The organism is Halococcus sp. AFM35 (genome assembly GCF_051195015.1).
Taxonomy (GTDB): domain Archaea; phylum Halobacteriota; class Halobacteria; order Halobacteriales; family Halococcaceae; genus Halococcus.
Window position 1 is genome coordinate 209668 of record NZ_JBNTJU010000003.1, and the last position, 18684, is coordinate 228351.

Below are 18684 nucleotides of genomic sequence, written 5' to 3' on the forward strand. Positions count from 1 at the left end.
CCTTTTAGGTCGTTCCGCCCGAGGAACGGGTGATGACGCTCGACGACCATGCCGAGGACCTCGCCTCCGACCTCGGCGTCGACAAAGAGGAGGTCAAAGCGGACCTACAGAACCTGGTCGAGTACAGCGTGCCAATCGAGGAGGCAAAGAGCAGTCTCCGCCGGAAGTACGGCGATGGCTCCGGTACTGGCGAACCCACGGCGAAGGATATCGCCGAGGTCTCGACGAGCGATTCGGCGGTCACGGTTCGGGGCCGAGTGCTCACCGTCGGCAAGCGTTCGATTCGCTATCAGGGCGACGAACTCGTGATCTTCGAGGGTGAACTCGGCGACGAGTCGGAAAAAATATCCTACACGGCGTGGGAGGACTTCGACCTCGCGCCGGGCGACACCATCGAAGCGCGCGGTGCCGGCGTCCGCGAGTGGGAGGGCAATCCCGAACTCAACCTCGGCTCGGAGACGGCCATCGAGTTCGCCGACGAGTCCATGGGTGTGCCCCACGAAATCGGCGGCGAGCGCTCGCTCGCCGACCTCGCGCCGGGCGACCGCGGGCGCACGCTCGAAGTGCGCGTCGCCGAGGTCGAGGCGAAGGTCATCGACGGGCGCGACGGCGAGACCGAAATCTTGAGCGGCGTGTTCGCCGATGACACGGGGAGATTGCCGTTCACCGACTGGGACCCCCACGACGAAATCGCGGACGGAAACTCGATACGCATCGTAAACGCCTACGTTCGGGAGTTCCGGGGCGTGCCATCGGTGAACGTCGCGGAGTTCTCGTCGGTCGAACCGCTCGATAGAGACGTCGAAAGTAGCGAAAACGCACCCCGGATGAGCATCCGTGAGGCGGTCGATTCGGAGGGGATGTTCGATGTCGAAATCACCGGAAATCTGCTCGCGGTCAGGGACGGCTCGGGCCTCATCCAGCGCTGTCCCGACTGCGGGCGCGTCATCCAGCGGGGAGAGTGCCGCGCCCACGGCGACGTCGATGGCGAGGACGACCTTCGTGTGAAAGCCATCATCGACGACGGCACCGCGTCGCTCACGGCCGTGCTGGACGCCGACCTGACGAGCGAAATCTACGGCGGCGATGTGGAGGATGCACGCGAGGCCGCCCGCGACGCGATGGATCAGGAAGTCGTCGCCGAGTCCATCCGCGAGGCAATCGTCGGCCACGAGTTCCGGGTGCGGGGCACGCTCTCGGTCGACGACTACGGCGCGAACCTCGAAGCCACGGAATTCGAGACCCGTGATGACGAGCCGGCCGAGCGTGCGCGGGCGCTGCTCGCGGAGGCGGACGGATGAGCACTCGCCCGAACCGCGAGACCGCATATCGCGTGTTTGCCGCCGAATTCGACGATGCGAGCCTTTCGTATACCGAAAGCGACGAGGAGCGCGCGCCGAACTACGTCGTGACGCCGACCGGCGCGCGGCTCAATCGCCTGTTCGTGGTGGGCGTGCTCACCGAAATCGAGTCGGTCAACGACGAACAGCTGCGCGCGCGCATCGTTGACCCAACTGGGGCGTTCGTCGTCTATGCCGGCCAGTACCAGCCCGAGGCGCTGTCGTTTCTCGAACGCGCCGAAACACCCGCTTTCGTCGCCGTCACGGGCAAGGCGCGCACGTTCGAACCCGACGATTCGAATCGCGTGTTCACCTCGGTCCGTCCCGAAAGCCTCAGTGAGGTCGATGCCGCCACGCGCGACCGCTTCGCCGTCGATACCGCCGCACAGACCGTCGAACGCGTGCGAACGATGCGCGAAGCACGCGAGCACGACGAACGTGGTGACCCACTCCGCGAAGCGCTCGAAAGTGAGGGTGTCGAGGCGGGGCTGGCCGCCGGCGTCCCACGTGCGCTGGACCACTACGACACGACGCCGGCGTATCTCGATGCCATCGAGGAGGTGGCCCTCGATGCGGCGCGAGTGGTCGCCGGTGAGCGCGAGGCAGTCAGGTCGCTCGCCGTCTCCCCCGACGAGCGCTCGACGAAACGCGCCGAGCTGACCGATTCGAGTGCGGACAGCGAATCTCAGCCGGCGAGCGCAGCGGCGGCCACGGAGCCAGCAGCCGAGACAAACGATGAGTCGGTCATGTCCACCGATACGACCATCGGGACTGAACCGGCGGGCGATACAGCAGCTGAAGGGGAACTCGAATCGAGCGGTAAAGTCGATTCCCCACACGAAATCGGCGAGGAGAGACCCACGGAAACGACGGGGACATCCTCACAGACGGATGCTGAAAGCGGAGTAGAGAGTGCAGCGGGCGACTCGTTCGGCGAGACGGACGAACCAAGCGGGGAGACCACGGCGGAAACGGACGACGAGCCAGCCGCCGGGGCGGCGGACCTCGATGACCCCGAGGAATTCGAAATCGACGCCGACGAGCGCGAGCGAATCGAGCAGGAGTTCGGCACCGACTTCGAGAGCGCCGCCGAGGTCGACGAGCCGGGCGCAGCCGACATCGAGACGCCCACACCCGAGGAATCGGATGCAGACCCCGAACCGGTGGATGAGATCGAGGACACCGGGGCCGACATGGACGATGAGACCGAGGAGACGGACGCCGCCACCGAGGACGCCGAATCCGACCCCGAGGCGGCGGTCGTCGGGGCGATGGCGGCGCTCGACGACGGTAGCGGTGCCGAGCGCGATGCAGTCATCGAGCGGGTGGTCGAGGAGTACGATCTCACGCGCGAGGCGGCGGCCGACGGCATCCAGTCGGCGCTGATGAGCGGCGAGTGTTACGAACCCGACGACGACACGCTCAAACCCATCTGATGAGCGCCGGAGGACGGGTCGAGCCGGTACCCGGCGAGCCGGCGGCCGTCGTCGACTGTGGCGAGCACGTGCTCTGTATTGCGGACTATCACGCCGGTCTCGAAGCCGCACTCGCCCGGCAGGGCGTCTCGCTGCCGAGTCAGGCAACAGAGCGCCACGAACACCTGCTCTCGCTGGTCGACAGGACAGACGCCGAGCGAGTGGTCTTCCTCGGCGACCTCGGCCACGCCATCGGCGATTCGCGGGGCGACGAGCGCGAGGAACTCGAATCGCTGTTGGGCGCAGTCACCGAGCGCGTTCCCGTCACCCTCGTCAAGGGCAATCACGACGGCGACATCGAGTCACTGACCGACGGTCTCGACGTGACCGTGACGCCGACCGATGGGATTCGCGTCGGAAACATCGGGTTCGCCCACGGACACACGTGGCCGAGCAGGCGAGTGCTCGAAGCCGAGGTAGTCTGTGTGGGCCACGAGCATCCGACTGTGCGACTGGAGGATGAAGTCGGCGGCAGCCGGGCCGAGCGCGCGTGGCTCCGCGGGTCGCTCGCCCCGGAGCCGTTTCGAGACCACTACGACGAAGACGTGAGAATCGACGGCGAATTAGTGGTTTTTCCGGCGTTCAACCCGTTGTCGGGTGGCACATGGATAAACGTCGAGGGCCAGAAATTTCTCGCGCCGTTTCTGCCGGAGGGACTCGCCGGTGGTGAGGCATACCTCCTCGACGGGACGCGACTCGGTGATTACACACGCCTGTGATCGACGAACCGCCCCGCAGTCCCGACGAGGACGAGCGCGATGGCGGCGAACACGACACTCGTCGGCTCCACCGCTCCACTACCTCCTCCGAACCCCAGAACGTCGGTCCCCGCACTGAACAACAGCGAGATGCTCCCGACGGGCATCGCCACGCTGAACCACACGTCGCCGGGCGAGGAGGTCCACGAGTGACTGGACGAGAATGAGAACGCCGATGACGAGGAGACACCCCAATAGAGGAGTTCGATAATCATGCTAGTAGTGCGTGTGGTATGATAAGAAATGTTCGTGCACCGAAAGGAGTCACGGAGCGGAGTTCTTAATCGGCTCGCGCTCGTAGGAAATCCAATGGCAGACAGCGAGGCCGCTGCCGATTTGGCGGCCTTCACGCATCTCGGCGAGCGAGTCAGAGCCGCGCTCTCCGAGCGCGGGTTCACCACCCCGACCGAGCCACAGCGCAGGGCCATCCCGCCGCTCGCCGACGGCGAGGACGGTCTCGTGATTGCACCCACGGGGACCGGGAAGACCGAGACCGCAATGCTCCCGGTGTTCGACGCGCTCGCGGGCGAGGACCGGTTCGGGATTTCAGCGCTGTACATCACCCCGCTCAGGGCGCTCAACCGCGACATGCGCGACCGACTGGAGTGGTGGGGCGAACAGCTAGATCTCGAAATCGACGTGCGCCACGGCGACACGACTCAGTATCACCGCCAGCAGCAGGCCGAGGACCCGCCGGACGTGCTCGTGACGACCCCTGAGACCCTCCAAGCGATGCTCACGGGCGAGAAGCTCCGCACAGCGCTCTCGGATGTCGCCCACGTCGTGGTCGACGAGGTCCACGAACTCGCGGCGTCGAAACGCGGCGCGCAGTTGACAATTGGACTCGAACGCCTCCGCGAACTCGCCGGCGAGTTCCAGCGTATCGGTCTGTCGGCGACCGTCGGCGACCCCGGCGAGGTGGGGAAGTTCCTCACCGGCGGCCGGGGCTGTGCGCTCATCGAGGTCGATGTCGGCAGCCGGCTCGACGTGCGGGTCAGGAAGCCACGGGTCACCGACGAGGACGAGGCGCTGGCGGCGGAACTCGCCAGCGACCCCGACCTCGCGAGCCACGTGCGCGCGATTCGTGACCTCGTCGCCGAGAACGAATCGACGCTCATATTCGTGAACACGCGCCAGACGGCCGAAGCGCTCGGCTCGCGGTGTAACGCGCTCGACCTCCCCATCGGGGTGCATCACGGCTCACTCTCGAAGGAGGCCCGCATCGAGGTCGAGGACGACTTCAAAGCCGGCGACCTCGATGGACTCCTGTGTACCTCGTCGATGGAACTCGGCATCGACGTTGGTCGCGTCGACCACGTGATTCAGTACCAGAGTCCCCGCGAGGTCGCCCGCCTCCTCCAGCGGGTGGGGCGGGCGGGCCATCGCTCGGACCGACTCTCCGCCGGGACTGTGCTGACCACACGGCCCGACGACACGCTCGAAGCGCTCGCCATCTGCCGGCGCGCTCACGAGGGGCTGGTCGAACCCGCGGAAATCCATCATGGAAGTCTGGACACGGTGGCCAACCAGACTGCGGGTCTCGTCATGGATTTCGGCGAAATCGGCGCGCGCCGGGCCTACGAAATCGTCACCCGCGCCTACCCGTTCCGCGACCTCGGCGAGGAGGTGTTTCGGGAGGTCGTCCGTGAACTGTCTGGTAACCGTATCCTCTGGCTCGACGAGGAGCGGGACCGACTCGAAAAGTCGGGCGGGTCGTGGCAGTATTTCTATGCCAATCTCTCGATGATTCCCGACGAGGAGACCTACACCGTCTCGGATGTGGCCTCCGGTCGAACGATTGGCACATTGGACGAACGGTTCGTCGTCAACTTCGCCGGGCCGGGCGAGACGTTCATCCAGCGCGGCGAGATGTGGCGCATCGCCGAGGTAAATGACGAAGACAGCGAGGTGAAGGTCAGCCCAATCGAGGACCCCGCGGGCGAGATCCCCTCGTGGACCGGCCAAGAGATTCCCGTTCCGCAAGCCGTCGCCGGCGAGGTCGGCGAGATTCGGGGGAAAGCTGGCGAGTCGTTCGCCAGCGATGCGTCGCGGACGTCAGTGGCCGACGACCTCGCCAAGCGCTATCCGACCGACGAGCACACCGCGAGCAAGGCGCTCGGTCCGCTCGAAAAGCAGGTCGAGGCGGATGGTCCGATGCCCACCGAGAGTCGAGTGGTCGTCGAGTCCGAACCCCGGTCGGTGGTCGTGAATGCGTGTTTCGGCCATACGACCAACGAGACCGTCGGGCGGGTCCTGTCGGCGCTGCTCGGCCAGCAGACCGGTTCCTCGGTAGGCATGGAAATCGACCCCTACCGTATCGAACTCGACGTACCGCGCGGAGTGCGCGGTCACGATGTCGTGGACGTCCTCGAAGACACAGCGCCAGAGCACGTCGCGGGCATCATCGAACTCAGCCTGAAGAACTCGGATGCGCTGAAGTTCAAACTCGCACAGGTCGCAGCGACGTTCGGCGCGCTCAAATCGTGGCAGGGCAACGAACGGTTCGGCCGTGGACGACTGCTCGCGGCGCTTGAGGATACCCCGGTCTACGACGAATCCATCCGCGAGGTCTTCCACGAGGACCTCGCAATCGACGACGCCGGCGACGTGCTCTCGGCGATTCAGTCGGGAGACATCGAACTCGTGACCCACAACGGCCACACGCCGGTGGGCATCGACGGGCGTTCGTCGGGCAAGGAGCTGCTCGCGCCCGAGAACGCGGATGCGAGCGTCATCGACACGGTGAAGGAGCGGATTCGAGACGACCGGATGCGGCTGTTCTGTCTGCACTGTCAGGAGTGGGAGCGCACGCAGGAGGTGCGGCGGGTTCCCGACCAGCCCGAGTGCCCACACTGTGGCTCGACGCGCATCGCGGCGCTCAACCCGTGGGCCGAGGAGGTCGTCGATGCCATCACGACTGACGAGAAGGACGACGAACAGGAAAAGCAGACCGAGCGGGCGTATCGGGCCGCGACGCTCGTCCAGAGCCACGGCAAACAAGCCGTGGTCGCGCTCGCCGCCCGCGGCGTCGGCCCGCACAACGCCGCCCGCATCATCGCCAAGCTCCGCGAGAACGAGGACGATTTTTACAGAGATATTCTCGCTCAGGAGCGCCAATATGCACGGACGCAGTCGTTTTGGGGATGACAGCCGGCGACCATGACTCGGCTTCCGTAATGGCTATGTGACGGTCCGAACAGGTTCCCTCATGGTCGGGTTGCCGTCCCGTCGCTGGCTCGTCCGCGGGCTACTCGGGGTCGTCGTGCTCTCGTTGCTCCTCACCAGCGGCGTGTTGACGCTTTCGTACGAGGAGCCGACGCTCAGAAGCGGGGTTACGACTGCGACGCCCGACAGCGAGACGGTCATTTCCAGTCAGGGCTGGCACGCCAGCGGCATATCGCTGCCGAGTCGTCCCGCGCGACTCGTCTCGGTCGCCGAGAACGGGTCGGTGAACTGGACCGACGATGGAGCCGATAACCGGACGAACTGGTTTTACGACATCGACCCGCTCGCCAACGGGAACCTGCTCGTGGTCAACCCCATCCGGGGGACGACAGTCGTCTACGAGTTCGACCCCGAGAGCCGCGAGCGGGTCTGGACCGAGCGCTTCGACAGTCCGGATATCCACGATATCGACCGGATCAACGGCGACGAACTGCTCGTCGCGGGCATCAACTACGACACCGGTCCAACGAGCAACGACAGCGTGTTCGTCTACAACCGAACGACCGAGGAGGTGACGTGGGAGTGGAAGTTCAAGAACCACTATCCCGCGAACGCCGACAACGGTATCGAGACCAAGGACTGGACGCACGTCAACGATGTGGACGAAATTCGAGACGGCGAGTTCCTCGTCTCGGTGCGCAACATGGACCAAGTCATCGCGGTGAATCGCTCGACGAAGGACATCGAGTTGCGCCTCGGCAGCGATGGCAACCATTCGCGACTGTTCGAACAACACAACCCGACCTATCTCAAGGGTAAAAACGGCACGCCCACAGTATTGGTGGCGGATTCGGAAAACGACCGCATCGTCGAATACGCACGGACGGGTGGGCCGCCCGGCAACGGGAGCTGGGAGCGCACGTGGACGCTTTCCGGAGGGATGAACTGGCCGCGCGACGCCGACCGCCTGCCCAACGGGAACACCCTCGTCGTGGATTCGATGAACCACCGCGTCATCGAGGTCACACCCGAGGGAGAGGTCGTCTGGGAGATGCACGCACCGTGGGCGACCTACGACGCCGAACGGGTGGCCCACGGCGACGAACCCGGCGGTCCGACAATCCGCGAGCAGAACGCTACCGGCACCGTCGCGCTCCACGGCGGAAGCCGCGAGACGGCCCTGCCCCCGGTTCCGGCCGTCGTGGGTGGCGTGGTGTCCACGACGCCGCTGCCGAGCGAACTCACCGAATTCGCCGTGCGCTGGAAGCACGTCGCGCCGTGGATCAAACCGACGTGGCTGCCGACATGGGCCTTCTCGATGCTCGTCGTGAGCCTGCTCGTTCTGCTGGGCTGGGCTGCCGGCGAAGGAATCCATCAGCGCCGCCGCATCCGCCGGCGGTTCGTGCGGTCGGTCGGCACCGTTCGGGCTGAACTGCAACGCGACCGATGAATTCCTCGCTCGTACCGGATTCAAATCATCGAAAAAACATTTATCTCCCCGCTCGCAGTAGGTCGGCCATGAGCAAGCCGGACATCCAGGAGTGTGTCGATTGCGTCGCCCCGGCAGATGCGTTCGCGCTCATCGGGAACGAGACCCGACTATCCATCCTCGAAGCGCTCTGGCGGGCCGAGGACGGACCCGTTCGCTTCTCGGCGCTCAACGAGATGGTCGGCATGCGCGACAGCGCGCAGTTCAACTATCATCTCGGCAAACTCACCGACCAGTACGTGCGGAAAGTAGAGGAGGGGTACGAACTCCGCACCGCCGGCGCGAAGGTCGTCAGCGCGGTGCTCGCGGGGTCGTTCACCGAACATCCCCGGCTCGAGCCGTTCACGACCGATGACGGCTGCACACAGTGCGGGGAGGCGCTCGTCGCGAGCTACGACGAGGAGATGCTCGCACTCGACTGTCCCGAGTGCGGCCGCGCCCACGGCGAATACTCCTTCCCGCCGGGCGGACTCAACGACCGCACGAACGAAGAAGTATTGGAGGCGTTCGACCAGCGGGTGCGCCATCTCCACTGTCTGGCCAAGGACGGGGTCTGTCCCGAGTGCAGCGGTCGAATGAACACCACGATATCGCGGGAGGGCGAGTGTTGTCTCGGGGTCGGGCTTCGCGCCGACCACGTCTGCGAGCAGTGCAGCCATAGCCTCTGTTCGGCCATCGGCCTGAGCTTGCTCGACCGCTCGCCGGTCGTTGCCTTCCACCGCGACCACGGCATCGACCTCGGGGCGACGCCGTACTGGCAGCTCGATTGGTGTGTGAGCGACGACCACACGACCGTGTGCTCGACCGACCCGTGGGAACTCGAACTCGCCATCGACCTCGACGACGAACGGCTCCGCGCCACCCTCGATGGGGGCCTCTCGCTGGTCGAGACCCGCCGCAGCGCGCTCTGAGTCCAGTTACTGAAATCGAATTCAGTAACGCGCGTTACAAAAATGTATTTCAGATTATGCTTTTGGTGGCGTGGTTCCTCTCACTACATGTATGAAGGGACGAACGACGCGGCACGGACGAGTCGAGCGGAACCGACGATTGAACGCGCGGGTGAATCCCAGGGACGTGGCGGTCGTCTACGCGGCGATGGTGCTCGTGCCCGTACTCCTCTGGATGGTCGCCAACCCGCTGCTCGCCGTGGGTCTCGGCGCACTCATGGGTGTGGCGTATGTGATGGTGCGACTCGGACGGCGGGTCGTTCTGAGCCTGCTGCGGACACGGCGGGCGGCCTGAGCACCTGGTCGACCCTTCTGGCCCGAATCGGCTTTCCGAGACCATCACCCGAACGTCGGGGTGATTGACTCGCGGGCGTCCTCGAAGTGTGCTGCGGTGATGCGCACTTCGTCGGCGTGAGCTTTTGCCTCCTCGGGACTGTGCTCGCCGGCGACCTCGCGGATGGCGCGCATCGAGGCTGCCCGACAGAGCGCCTCGATGTCCGCGCCGGAGTATCCTTCCGAGCGGTCGACGAGCGCGTCGAGGTCCACGTCCTCGGCGATGGGCTTTTCCTCGGTATGGACGGTGAAAATCGCCCGCCGAGCGCCCTCGTCGGGAGCTGGCACTTCGACGTGTGATTCGATGCGGCCCGGGCGAAGTAGTGCAGGGTCGATAGCCTCTTTCCGATTCGTCGCCGCGAGCACCATCAGGTTCGGGTTCTCGGCCAGCCCGTCGATTTCGGTCAGCAGTTGAGAGACCACTCGCTCCGTCACCTCGTGGCTTTCGCCGCGCCCGCCCGCAACGGCGTCGATTTCGTCGAAGAAAACGATGGCCGGGGCGGCCTGCCGGGCGCGGGCGAACACCTCCCGGACGGCCTTTTCGGATTCACCCACATATCGGTCGAGCAGTTCGGGACCCGCTACAGAGATGAAGTTCACGTCGCTCTCGCCGGCGAGCGCGCGCGCGAGCAGCGTCTTACCGGTTCCGGGCGGCCCGTGCAGCAACACCCCGGCCGGCGGGTCGGTCGCGGTCGCTTCGAACAGCGCCCCATAGGATAGGGGCCACTCGACGGCCTCGGTGAGCGTTGCCTTGGCCTCGTCGAGACCGCCGACGTCGTCGAAGCCCGCGTTCGGGGTCTCGGCGACGTACTCGCGCATCGCCGAGGGGTCCACGGCGGCCATCGCCGTCTCGAAGTCCGCACGGGTGACGTCGAGCGTTTCGCGGTCGTCGCGGTGTCTGAGCGCGGCCATCGCCGCCTCGACGGCGAGCGATTCGAGGTCCGCGCCGACGAACCCGTGAGTGCGGGCGGCCAGTCGGTCGAGGTCCACATCCGAAGCGAGCGGCATCGAGCGGGTGTGGACGTCCAACACTTCGCGCCGGCCCGCCTCGCCGGGTGCGCCGATCTCGATCTCGCGGTCGAAGCGGCCGCCACGGCGCAGGGCGGGGTCGATGGCATCGACCCTGTTGGTCGCGCCGATGACGACCACCTGTCCTCTACTTTCGAGACCGTCCATCAGCGTCAACAGCTGGGCGACCACGCGGGTCTCCATGTCGGCGTCGTCGCCGCGGGCGGCCGCAATGGAGTCTATCTCGTCGATGAACACCACCGATGGCGCGTTCGCTTCGGCTCGGTCGAACGCCTCGCGGAGCTTCTCCTCGGATTCGCCCTTGTACTTCGAGACGATTTCCGGCCCGGAAATCGTGGTGAAGTAGGCATCGACCTCGCCGGCGACCGCCCGCGCGATGAGCGTCTTGCCCGTCCCCGGTGGTCCATAGAGCAGTACGCCGGAGGGCGGGTCGATGCCGAGCTCTTGAAACAGTTCGGGTTCCGAAAGCGGCAGTTCTATCATCTCCCGGACTTGGTCGAGTTCGTCGTCCAGCCCGCCGATGTCCTCGTAGGTCACACGCGCCGACCCCTCGCTCGCATCGGTCGTTTCCGTCGTTGTTGCCGTCCTCGTCGTGGTCGAGGTCGTCGACGTGTCCGCCCCGTCGCCGGCACCGCCGCTGAGGCTGATGGTCGTCTCGTTCGTGATGCGAACGGTGCCCTCGGGCGTGGTCGATTCGATGGCGAGCGGTTCCGGGCCGAGGCGTTCGATGCGCACCTGCTCGCCGGTCTTGATGGGGCGGTCGAGCAGCGCGCGCTTGAGGAGTCCCGCGAGCTTCTCGCTCGCATCGAGCGTCCCGGGAACGTCGATGGTCACCCGGTCGGCCTCGGCAACCGAGACGGGCGACACCGAAACGGTGTCGCCGACGTTCACGCCAGCGTTCGTCCGCGTGTCGGCGTCGATGCGCACCCTCTCGCCCGCGAGGTCGCCGCTTGCGGGCCAGACCTTTGCCACCGTGGCGTTTTCGCCCTCGATGACCACCGTGTCGCCACTCAACACGCCGAGCGCGTGGCGGGCGGTCTCCGGCAGACGGGCGACACCACGGCCCGCATCCCGCTTCTGTGCGCCTTCGACGACGAGTTCGACGCCGTCCGCATCCCCACCGGCCATGATTCGAGATACGGACCGACCGCCTTCAGCGTTCCCACTGGGGCAACACCTTTGGTCGTCGATGGCCCAACGCCAATATGGTCGTCCAGACCGAGCGTGACGGGACCACGTGGCACGAGTGCGAACACTGCGGACTCATGTTCGACGACGGTAACGAGGCCGAGCAACACGAGCAGACCTGCGACGCCGAGGAGCCGAGTTACCTCCAGTAAGACGCGAACGACCACCGGACGGCTGCCCGGGCGTGGTCGAAGGCTACTGCCCGAGACCGAACTGGTTGGCGATGGTGTTGAGTTGGATTTCGTCGGTCCCCTCGACGATGCGGAAGATACGCGCCTCGTGGAGGCGGTCCATGAACGGGTTTTCCTCTGCGAGTCCGCTGCTGCCGTGGACCTGCACCACGTCGTCGGCGACCTCCCAGAAGGTGTTCGTGGCGAGCCACTTCAGCATCGACGATTCGGCGATTGCCGATTCACCCGCATCGAGCGTCCACGCACACCGCAGGCCGGCGGCGTCCGCAGCGAAGAGGTTTGCTCGCCCGCGGGCGATTTTGTGCGAAATCGACTGGAACTCCCCGATTGAGCGACCGAACGCCTCGCGGTCGCCGGCGAACTCGGTCGCTCGGTCGAGCAGCCACTCGGTGTGGCCGACCGCCTGCGCGCCGATTTCGAGGCGGCCGAGACCGAGAAAGCCCATCGCGTCGTAGAAGGCTGAATCGACCGTCCCGAGCACTCTGTCCTCCGGAACCCGTACGTCGTCGAAGCGGAGTTCGGCTTGGCGACCCACGGCCCCGACGGCGTTGTTGAGCGCGCCGACCTCGTACTCGTCGGCCTCGACGATGAAACACGTGACGCCACCGTGGCGGCCCGCCTCCTCTTGGGATGTTGTCCGGGCGAACACCTGCACGAAGTCGGCATACGGCGCGTTCGTAATCCATTGTTTCGTGCCGTTCAGCACCCACTCGTCGCCGTCCTTCTCGGCCGTGGTGGCCATGTTCGGCGAGTCCGAGCCGACACCCGGTTCGGTCTGGGCGAAGGCGGTCGTCTTTTCGGCGGCCATCGCCGGTTCAAGGTACTTTTCTATTTGGTCGCCCTCGGCGGCCGCGAGCAGCGGTTTCGGACCCGCGGGACCGGCGAGTACCTCGTTTGCGAGCGGCACGCCCGACCCCGCGAGATGTCTGTTGGCCCGATACCACGTCACGGTCGAGACGCCCTCGCCGCCGACCGCCACGGACATGTTCATCGCGTAGTAGCCCGCCTCGGCGCTCCGTTCTCTGACCTCGCCGATGGCGTCGAGCACCTCGTCGGTCAGCCGTCCGTCGGGTTCGTGGCCGAACCGTGGGTTCGTGAGTGTCTCGCCCAACTCATCGGCAATCGGCTCCACCTCCTGTGCGACGAACTCGTCGAGACTTCGCAGGATGAGGTCGGTTTCCTCGTCGGTCTCGAAGGAAACGCCGGATGGGGTCGCTGCTTCCTGTGCCATGTGTGTTCGAACCGTTCGGGGAGCAATCACATAGTTCCTCGTCTCGATGGCGGCCCGAAAACACTACTCGGGGCGCTCGTAGTCGGGGTCGAACAGTTGGGCCGACAGCGGTGCCGGGTCGCCCTCGGTGAGGTTGTATTCGGAGAAATCGGTGATGCCGGCCTCCCGGAGCACGTCCTCGTCATAGACGGCGTTGCCGGTGAACTCGTCGTCGCGGCCGAGCAGTTCGAGCACGGTATCGGCGACGATTGCCGGCGAGCGCCAGTCGTCTTCGGTTCCCATCCCGAAGTACCGCGACGCCCGTGTGTCGATTACCGTCACGGGCCAGAAGCTGTTCGCGGCAACGTTCGTCCCCGACAGCTCGCTCGCCAGCGAGAGCGTCACGAACGTCATCCCCATCTTCGACCACGCATAGGCGGCTTTGCCGGGCGCGCGGTCCATCGCTACTGGCGGAGCGTTCGTCAGAATCCGCCCACCGCCGATGTCCTTGAGGTGAGGAACGAACGCCCGGCTCGTGAGATACGTGCCCCGAACGTTCACGTCGGTCATCAAGTCGAAGCGGTTCGCCGGCATCTCCTCGATGTTCGCCATCTGGATGGCGCTCGCGTTGTTGATGACGATGTCGACCTCGCCGAAGACATCGATGGCCTCGGCGGCGGCCGCCTCGACCGCCTCGGCGTCGCGCAGGTCCAACTGGATGGCGTGGGCATCGACGCCGCGCTCCTCGCATTCGTCGACGGTCTCGTGAATCGTGCCGTCGAGGTCGCTATCGGTGTCGTCGACGGTCTTCCCCGTCGAGACGACGTTACAGCCAGCCTCGGCGAGCGCGAGCGCTATCTGCTTGCCGATGCCTCGCGTGGTACCGGTGATGAACGCGGTTCGACCGCTCAAATCCGGGTGTTCGAGCGCCATGCGCTGATTCTGTGGGGACGTCCCATAACGCTGGCTATGGATGACGAATCGTGATGGTTCGCCGCAGGCCATCTCGGGACTTATTGTGCCCGCCATCCGAGAACGGGTATGGGACTCGAACGGTTCTCGCTCGAAAGTCGTGTGGCGCTCGTGACGGGGGCCAGCCGCGGCATCGGCGAGGCAATCGCCGTCGCGATGGCCGATGCAGGGGCATCGGTGGTGGCACTCGCCCGCTCGGAGGAAGACCTCGAAGCGACCGTCGAGCGCATCGAAGCGGATGGTGGGGATGCCATCGCCTGCACCGCGGACGTGACCGAGAGCGCCCACGTCGAGGCAGCGTTCGACCGCGCCGAAGAAGCGTTCGGTTCGGTGGACGTCCTCGTGAACAACGCGGGCACGAACCCGTATTTCGGGGCTGCCGAAGACCTCGATATCGACACGTGGGAGCACATCATGAACGTGAACGCGACCGGGGCCTTCCGGTGTGCCCGGGAGTTCGCCCGCCGCATCGACGAGCGCGATGGGAATGGCAGTCTCGTAAACGTCGCCAGCGTCGGCGGCGTCGTCGGACTCTCCCATCAAGTGCCCTACACAGCGTCGAAGCACGCGCTGGTCGGCATGACGCGGACCCTCGCCATCGAGTGGGCACCCGACATCCGCGTCAACGCGCTCGCGCCCGGCTACGTGAAGACGGCGTTCACGAAGGGCGTTCGGGAAAACGAGAGCATCCACGAGGACTTACTCGACGAAATTCCACAGGACCGCTTCGCCGACCCCGAGGAAATCGCCGGCGCAGCGGTCTATCTCGCAAGCGACGCAGCCTCATATGCCACCGGCGAGGTCCACGTCGTGGACGGTGGGTATGCGGCCCACTGACCGTCGAGTCCGTCCCAGGACGTAGTTATATGTGAATCGATATCGTACAGCACCCATGCGCGGACTCACGTTCGGCCATGTAGCGGAGGCAAACGCGCGGCGACATCCCGACGAGACCTGTCTCGTCATGAAATCCGAGACGGGCAGTGAGTCACTCACCTTCGCCGCGTTCAACGAGCGCGCAGACCGGGTGGCGCACCTGCTCCGTGACCGGGGCGTCGGAGCTGGCGACCGGGTTGCGGTCTATATGCGGAACAACGCCGAGACCCTCGAAACGTACTACGGCGCGATGAAGCTCGGCGCGCTCCCGGTCCCGGTCAACCACCGATTCAAGGACGAGGAAGTCGGGTACGTCCTCCACGACAGCGAGGCGTGTCTCTGTGTCTTCGACAGTGAGGCCGCACCGACCGTCCGGGCGGTCCGAGAGGGTGACACACCCGTCGATGAGTACCTCTATATCGGTGCGGACGTTCCCGAGTTCGCCGACGACTTCCGGACGGCCCGCGCGTCCGCTTCGGGCGAGCGGATCGAGATAGTGCCGAACCGCTTGGACGACGCAGCACTACTGTACACCAGCGGCACGACGGGCCAGCCGAAGGGCTGTGTTCTCACCCACGACAACCTGATTCAGAACTCGGTGAACACGGTCTACAGCGCCGGCTTCGAGGAGAACGCCGACCGATTTCTCGTCGTCACGCCCATGTTCCACATCGCGGCCATCGGCGTGTTCAACAACACCTTCTACGCCGGCTCGACGACCTACATCGTCGAGGAGTTCGACCCGGTTCGCACCCTCGAAATCATCGACGAGGAGCGAATTACCGGCTCGTTTTTCGTTCCGACGATGAGCCGCGCGATGCTCGCCGTCGATGACTTCGCGGAATACGACCTCTCGTCGTTCGAGTCGTACATGACCGGCGCGGCCCCCTCAAGCGAGGAACTCAAGCGAGAAGTCATGGAAGCGTTCGATGCGGACCTCTACGAGGTGTTCGGCCAGACGGAGATGTCGCCGGTGACGACCATCCTCCACCCCGAGGACGCGCTCGAAAAGCCCGACAGCATCGGCAAACCCATCATCAACGTCACGCTCAAAATCGTGAACGACGATGGCGAGGAAGTCGAACAGGGCGAGGTCGGTCGCGCGGCCTACAAGGGAGCGACCGCCTTCCGCGAGTATCTCGGTATGCCCGAAAAAACGGGAGAAGTCTTCGACGAGGGCTATTTCGTCTCTTCGGACCTCGTTCGCCGTGACGAGGACGGGTTCGTCTACTTCGTCGACAGATACGACGACATGATAATCTCCGGCGGGGAAAACGTCTATCCAACCGAAATCGAGGCCGTCCTCGAAGACCACTCGGACGTCGCTGCGGCGGGAGTTATCGGCGTTCCCGACGAGACATGGGGTGAGCGCATCAAAGCTGTAGTCGTCGCCCGTGAAGGCGTTTCGATGAGTGCGGAGGACGTCCAGTCGGTCGTGGGAGACCGCCTCGCGGACTTCAAGGTCCCCCGCGAGGTGGCGTTCCGCGAGGAGTTGCCGCGCAACCCCACCGGCAAAGTCATCAAGAGCCAGTTGGGATAACGGCCTCGGTAGGTCTTTGTGCCTCCATCCCCAACCATTGTTGATGACACGAGCAAGCGTCGTGGGTGCGGACATGACGACGTTCGGCGTCCACGAGAGCACGCTTTCGGAGCTGTTCACCGAGGCGGCGCTCGGCGCGTACGACGACGCCGGCATCGGCCCCAACGACATCGATGCGCTCTACTTCGGCAACGCGATGGGCGGCCAGACCGAAAACGACACGCATCTCGCCCCGGCGGTCGCCTCGCAGGTCGGTCTTGCAGGTGTGCCCTGCCAGCGTTACGAGGACGCCTGTGCGACCTCCGCGAACGCCTTCAAAAACGCCGTCGAAGCCGTCGAAGCGGGCATCCACGACACGGTGTTGGTGGGTGGCGTCGAACGCTGCACGCCCGAAACTGGTCTCGGAACCGGCGAGATGACGCGCATCTTCGCCTCCGCGTCCGAGCGCCACTACGAACAGCCGACGGGACTCACCTTTCCGGGCGTGTTCGCGCTGCTCACGAAACGGCACATGTACGAACACGGCACGACCGAGGAGCAACTCGCCCACATCGCCGTGAAAAACCACGAAAACGGGACCCGGAATCCGAACGCCCATTTCGGCAAGGAGATCACCGTCGGGGAGGTCCTCGAATCGCCAATCGTCGCCGATCCGTTCCGTTTGATGGACTGCTGCCCGTTCTCCGATGGCGCGAGCGCCGTCGTCGTCACGAGCGACGACCGTGCCGACTCGTTCGACGAACCCGTCGACGTCGGGGGCGTCGGCCACGCGACCGATGTCGTGCCGCTGAGCGCGAAACCCGTCCCGCACGCCACGCAGGCCGCCCGTGACGCCGCCGCAGAAGCCTACGAGCAGGCCGAGACAGGCCCTGAAGAGATGGCCTTCGCGGAGGTTCACGACTGCTTTACCGGCGCAGAAGTGATGGCGAGCGAGGCCATCGGCTTCTTCGAGAACGGCGAGGGCGGTCCCGCCGCCGCGGAAGGGCGCACGGCGATGGACGGCGACCGCCCGATAAATCCCTCGGGTGGGCTGAAGGCGAAGGGCCATCCAATCGGCGCTACTGGGACTGCGCAGATCGTCGAACTCACCGAGCAGTTGCGGGGTGATGCCGACGAACGCCAGATCGAGGGAGCCGACAGAGCTGTGGCGCACAATCTGGGTGGCGACGCCGCAACCACTGTCGTTAGCGTGATGGAGGTGCGCGGATGAGCCTCACCCACGACGAGTGGACGGCAGCGCTAGAGGATGGTGACCTGCTCGGGGTCCGCTGTACCGAGTGTGGCGCGACCTACGGCACGCCCTTTGCGGTCTGTAACGACTGTGGTGGCCGCGACATGGAGACGACCGAACTCCCCGAGGAGGGCGAAGTCTACACCGAAACGACGGTCCAGGTCCCGCCGACGGGCTTCGAGGGACCCTATCAGGTCGGTACCGTCGAACTCGACGGTGCACGCGTGACCGCCCGGCTGGAGGGCGATGTCGACATCGGCGACCGCGTGGCCTTCGACGGCGTGCTCGACGCCGACGAGCCGGCACCGGTCTTCCGTGCCGAGTAGTCCGTGTTGCTGGTAGTGGATTTATTCGTCCGTCCCCGGTAAGGGCCGAAGCACGCCGTACCAGAGCCGGTAGACGATTTGTCCGGCGCTTTCACCCGTCGAAAGACTATACCACAGGGACTCCGACCGGGACGATGTCCGGAGACCGAGAGTGAGACCGACACCGAGCAGCAGTCGGAACAACGAGGAAAGAGCGCGATGCCGGAGGTTCGTCCGAATGTCACCGATGTCGCGGTCGTGCGCCCAATAATACCCCACTCGGTACGCGAATCCTGCAACCAGCCATCGTGGGACGAGCGAAACTGACTGCCCATCTTCGTCGTTGCTACGACGCCACTGGTATACGCGAAGAGGGAGCACGAGAACGTTACTGACGAAAACGACACGTGCCCACGTTCGTCGGCTAATCATATCCGCTGTTCCGCTCTCAAATATGTAACTGTTCGGCCACTACTTACCGTCTGAAAGTTCAAAATCTCAACTATATAGAAAGGCGTGCTGACTCAGAGATTCATGTTGATAGTCTTGGTCTGTGAGTAGTGGTCGAGGGTCTCCTCGGCCTGCTCGCGGCCGATACCTGACTGTTTGTAGCCGCCGAAGGGCTGGCCCGC

General features: G+C 65.1%; 17 protein-coding genes. 12 read left to right on the top strand and 5 right to left on the bottom strand.

All coding sequences use genetic code 11. From position 1 onward, the window contains the following. Positions 1-32: 32 nt before the first annotated feature. From ACQUQO_RS04095 to ACQUQO_RS04105, 3 genes are read left to right on the top strand one after another with little or no spacing between them, the layout of a single operon-like run. Positions 33-1301 (top strand): Single-stranded DNA binding protein, encoded by a 1269-nt coding sequence (locus tag ACQUQO_RS04095; protein WP_435076681.1) that lies wholly within the window; start codon positions 33-35, stop codon positions 1299-1301. Next, positions 1298-2776 (top strand): hypothetical protein, encoded by a 1479-nt coding sequence (locus tag ACQUQO_RS04100; protein ID WP_435076682.1) that lies wholly within the window; start codon positions 1298-1300, stop codon positions 2774-2776. The genes ACQUQO_RS04095 and ACQUQO_RS04100 overlap by 4 nt, the downstream gene beginning before the upstream one ends. Next, entirely contained in the window at positions 2776-3534 is a 759-nt protein-coding gene (locus ACQUQO_RS04105) for a metallophosphoesterase (protein ID WP_435076683.1), read from the top strand. Before ACQUQO_RS04100 ends, ACQUQO_RS04105 begins: the two co-directional genes overlap by 1 nt. Here the strand turns inward: ACQUQO_RS04105 and ACQUQO_RS04110 are convergent. Continuing rightward, positions 3519-3788 (bottom strand): hypothetical protein, encoded by a 270-nt coding sequence (locus ACQUQO_RS04110; RefSeq protein ID WP_435076684.1) that lies wholly within the window; start codon positions 3786-3788, stop codon positions 3519-3521. The two genes, ACQUQO_RS04105 and ACQUQO_RS04110, sit on opposite strands and share 16 nt — an antisense overlap. Positions 3789-3882: 94 nt before the next feature. On the opposite strand from ACQUQO_RS04110, the gene ACQUQO_RS04115 reads away from it, so the two are divergent. The 4 genes from ACQUQO_RS04115 (at position 3883) to ACQUQO_RS04130 (ending at position 9472) form a co-directional block, all read left to right on the top strand. Then, the gene (locus ACQUQO_RS04115) at positions 3883-6720 is read left to right on the top strand and encodes a DEAD/DEAH box helicase (RefSeq protein ID WP_435076685.1); all 2838 of its coding nucleotides are present in this window, start codon (positions 3883-3885) and stop codon (positions 6718-6720) included. Positions 6721-6781: 61 nt separating this feature from the next. Next, positions 6782-8188 carry an aryl-sulfate sulfotransferase gene (locus ACQUQO_RS04120; protein WP_435076686.1) on the top strand — a complete coding sequence of 469 codons (1407 nt, stop codon included), beginning with the start codon at positions 6782-6784 and terminating at the stop codon, positions 8186-8188. Between the two features lie 68 nt (positions 8189-8256). Beyond that, positions 8257-9138, top strand: coding sequence for a winged helix-turn-helix domain-containing protein (locus ACQUQO_RS04125; protein WP_435076687.1), 882 nt, complete (start codon positions 8257-8259; stop codon positions 9136-9138). Positions 9139-9289: 151 nt separating this feature from the next. After that, positions 9290-9472, top strand: a complete 183-nt coding sequence (locus ACQUQO_RS04130; RefSeq protein ID WP_435076688.1) for a hypothetical protein — start codon at positions 9290-9292, stop codon at positions 9470-9472. 44 nt (positions 9473-9516) lie between these two features. On the opposite strand, the gene ACQUQO_RS04135 is transcribed toward ACQUQO_RS04130, so the two are convergent. Beyond that, positions 9517-11667 (bottom strand): CDC48 family AAA ATPase, encoded by a 2151-nt coding sequence (locus ACQUQO_RS04135; protein WP_435076689.1) that lies wholly within the window; start codon positions 11665-11667, stop codon positions 9517-9519. Between the two features lie 77 nt (positions 11668-11744). On the opposite strand from ACQUQO_RS04135, the gene ACQUQO_RS04140 reads away from it, so the two are divergent. After that, positions 11745-11879: a DUF7128 family protein gene (locus ACQUQO_RS04140; protein WP_435076690.1), complete on the top strand. Its 135-nt coding sequence runs from the start codon at positions 11745-11747 to the stop codon at positions 11877-11879. Between the two features lie 43 nt (positions 11880-11922). Here ACQUQO_RS04140 and ACQUQO_RS04145 read toward each other — a convergent pair whose 3' ends face one another. Together ACQUQO_RS04145 and ACQUQO_RS04150 are read right to left on the bottom strand one after the other, a co-directional pair. After that, positions 11923-13149: an acyl-CoA dehydrogenase family protein gene (locus tag ACQUQO_RS04145; protein WP_435076691.1), complete on the bottom strand. Its 1227-nt coding sequence runs from the start codon at positions 13147-13149 to the stop codon at positions 11923-11925. A gap of 63 nt (positions 13150-13212) precedes the next feature. Further along, positions 13213-14061, bottom strand: a complete 849-nt coding sequence (locus ACQUQO_RS04150; protein WP_435076692.1) for an SDR family oxidoreductase — start codon at positions 14059-14061, stop codon at positions 13213-13215. A gap of 108 nt (positions 14062-14169) precedes the next feature. Between ACQUQO_RS04150 and ACQUQO_RS04155 the strand changes: the two genes are divergently transcribed. From ACQUQO_RS04155 to ACQUQO_RS04170, 4 genes are read left to right on the top strand one after another with little or no spacing between them, the layout of a single operon-like run. After that, positions 14170-14937 (top strand): SDR family NAD(P)-dependent oxidoreductase, encoded by a 768-nt coding sequence (locus ACQUQO_RS04155; RefSeq protein WP_435076693.1) that lies wholly within the window; start codon positions 14170-14172, stop codon positions 14935-14937. A gap of 55 nt (positions 14938-14992) precedes the next feature. Next, positions 14993-16516 carry a class I adenylate-forming enzyme family protein gene (locus tag ACQUQO_RS04160; RefSeq protein ID WP_435076694.1) on the top strand — a complete coding sequence of 508 codons (1524 nt, stop codon included), beginning with the start codon at positions 14993-14995 and terminating at the stop codon, positions 16514-16516. A 43-nt stretch (positions 16517-16559) separates the two neighbouring features. Beyond that, positions 16560-17726 carry a thiolase C-terminal domain-containing protein gene (locus ACQUQO_RS04165; protein ID WP_435076695.1) on the top strand — a complete coding sequence of 389 codons (1167 nt, stop codon included), beginning with the start codon at positions 16560-16562 and terminating at the stop codon, positions 17724-17726. After that, on the top strand, positions 17723-18073 hold the full coding sequence (locus ACQUQO_RS04170; RefSeq protein ID WP_435076696.1) for a Zn-ribbon domain-containing OB-fold protein: 351 nt from the start codon (positions 17723-17725) through the stop codon (positions 18071-18073). Before ACQUQO_RS04165 ends, ACQUQO_RS04170 begins: the two co-directional genes overlap by 4 nt. A 503-nt stretch (positions 18074-18576) precedes the next feature. On the opposite strand, the gene ACQUQO_RS04175 is transcribed toward ACQUQO_RS04170, so the two are convergent. Continuing rightward, the coding region (locus ACQUQO_RS04175) for an aldehyde dehydrogenase family protein (RefSeq protein WP_435076700.1) at positions 18577-18684 on the bottom strand (108 nt) is incomplete at its 5' end.

Coding starts and splice junctions, on each gene's coding strand:
- ACQUQO_RS04095 (WP_435076681.1), top strand. CDS start 33: ATGACGCTCGACGACCATGCCGAGGACCTCGCCTCCGACCTCGGCGTC.
- ACQUQO_RS04100 (WP_435076682.1), top strand. CDS start 1,298: ATGAGCACTCGCCCGAACCGCGAGACCGCATATCGCGTGTTTGCCGCC.
- ACQUQO_RS04105 (WP_435076683.1), top strand. CDS start 2,776: ATGAGCGCCGGAGGACGGGTCGAGCCGGTACCCGGCGAGCCGGCGGCC.
- ACQUQO_RS04110 (WP_435076684.1), bottom strand. CDS start 3,788: ATGATTATCGAACTCCTCTATTGGGGTGTCTCCTCGTCATCGGCGTTC.
- ACQUQO_RS04115 (WP_435076685.1), top strand. CDS start 3,883: ATGGCAGACAGCGAGGCCGCTGCCGATTTGGCGGCCTTCACGCATCTC.
- ACQUQO_RS04120 (WP_435076686.1), top strand. CDS start 6,782: ATGGTCGGGTTGCCGTCCCGTCGCTGGCTCGTCCGCGGGCTACTCGGG.
- ACQUQO_RS04125 (WP_435076687.1), top strand. CDS start 8,257: ATGAGCAAGCCGGACATCCAGGAGTGTGTCGATTGCGTCGCCCCGGCA.
- ACQUQO_RS04135 (WP_435076689.1), bottom strand. CDS start 11,667: ATGGCCGGTGGGGATGCGGACGGCGTCGAACTCGTCGTCGAAGGCGCA.
- ACQUQO_RS04140 (WP_435076690.1), top strand. CDS start 11,745: ATGGTCGTCCAGACCGAGCGTGACGGGACCACGTGGCACGAGTGCGAA.
- ACQUQO_RS04145 (WP_435076691.1), bottom strand. CDS start 13,149: ATGGCACAGGAAGCAGCGACCCCATCCGGCGTTTCCTTCGAGACCGAC.
- ACQUQO_RS04150 (WP_435076692.1), bottom strand. CDS start 14,061: ATGGCGCTCGAACACCCGGATTTGAGCGGTCGAACCGCGTTCATCACC.
- ACQUQO_RS04155 (WP_435076693.1), top strand. CDS start 14,170: ATGGGACTCGAACGGTTCTCGCTCGAAAGTCGTGTGGCGCTCGTGACG.
- ACQUQO_RS04160 (WP_435076694.1), top strand. CDS start 14,993: ATGCGCGGACTCACGTTCGGCCATGTAGCGGAGGCAAACGCGCGGCGA.
- ACQUQO_RS04165 (WP_435076695.1), top strand. CDS start 16,560: ATGACACGAGCAAGCGTCGTGGGTGCGGACATGACGACGTTCGGCGTC.
- ACQUQO_RS04170 (WP_435076696.1), top strand. CDS start 17,723: ATGAGCCTCACCCACGACGAGTGGACGGCAGCGCTAGAGGATGGTGAC.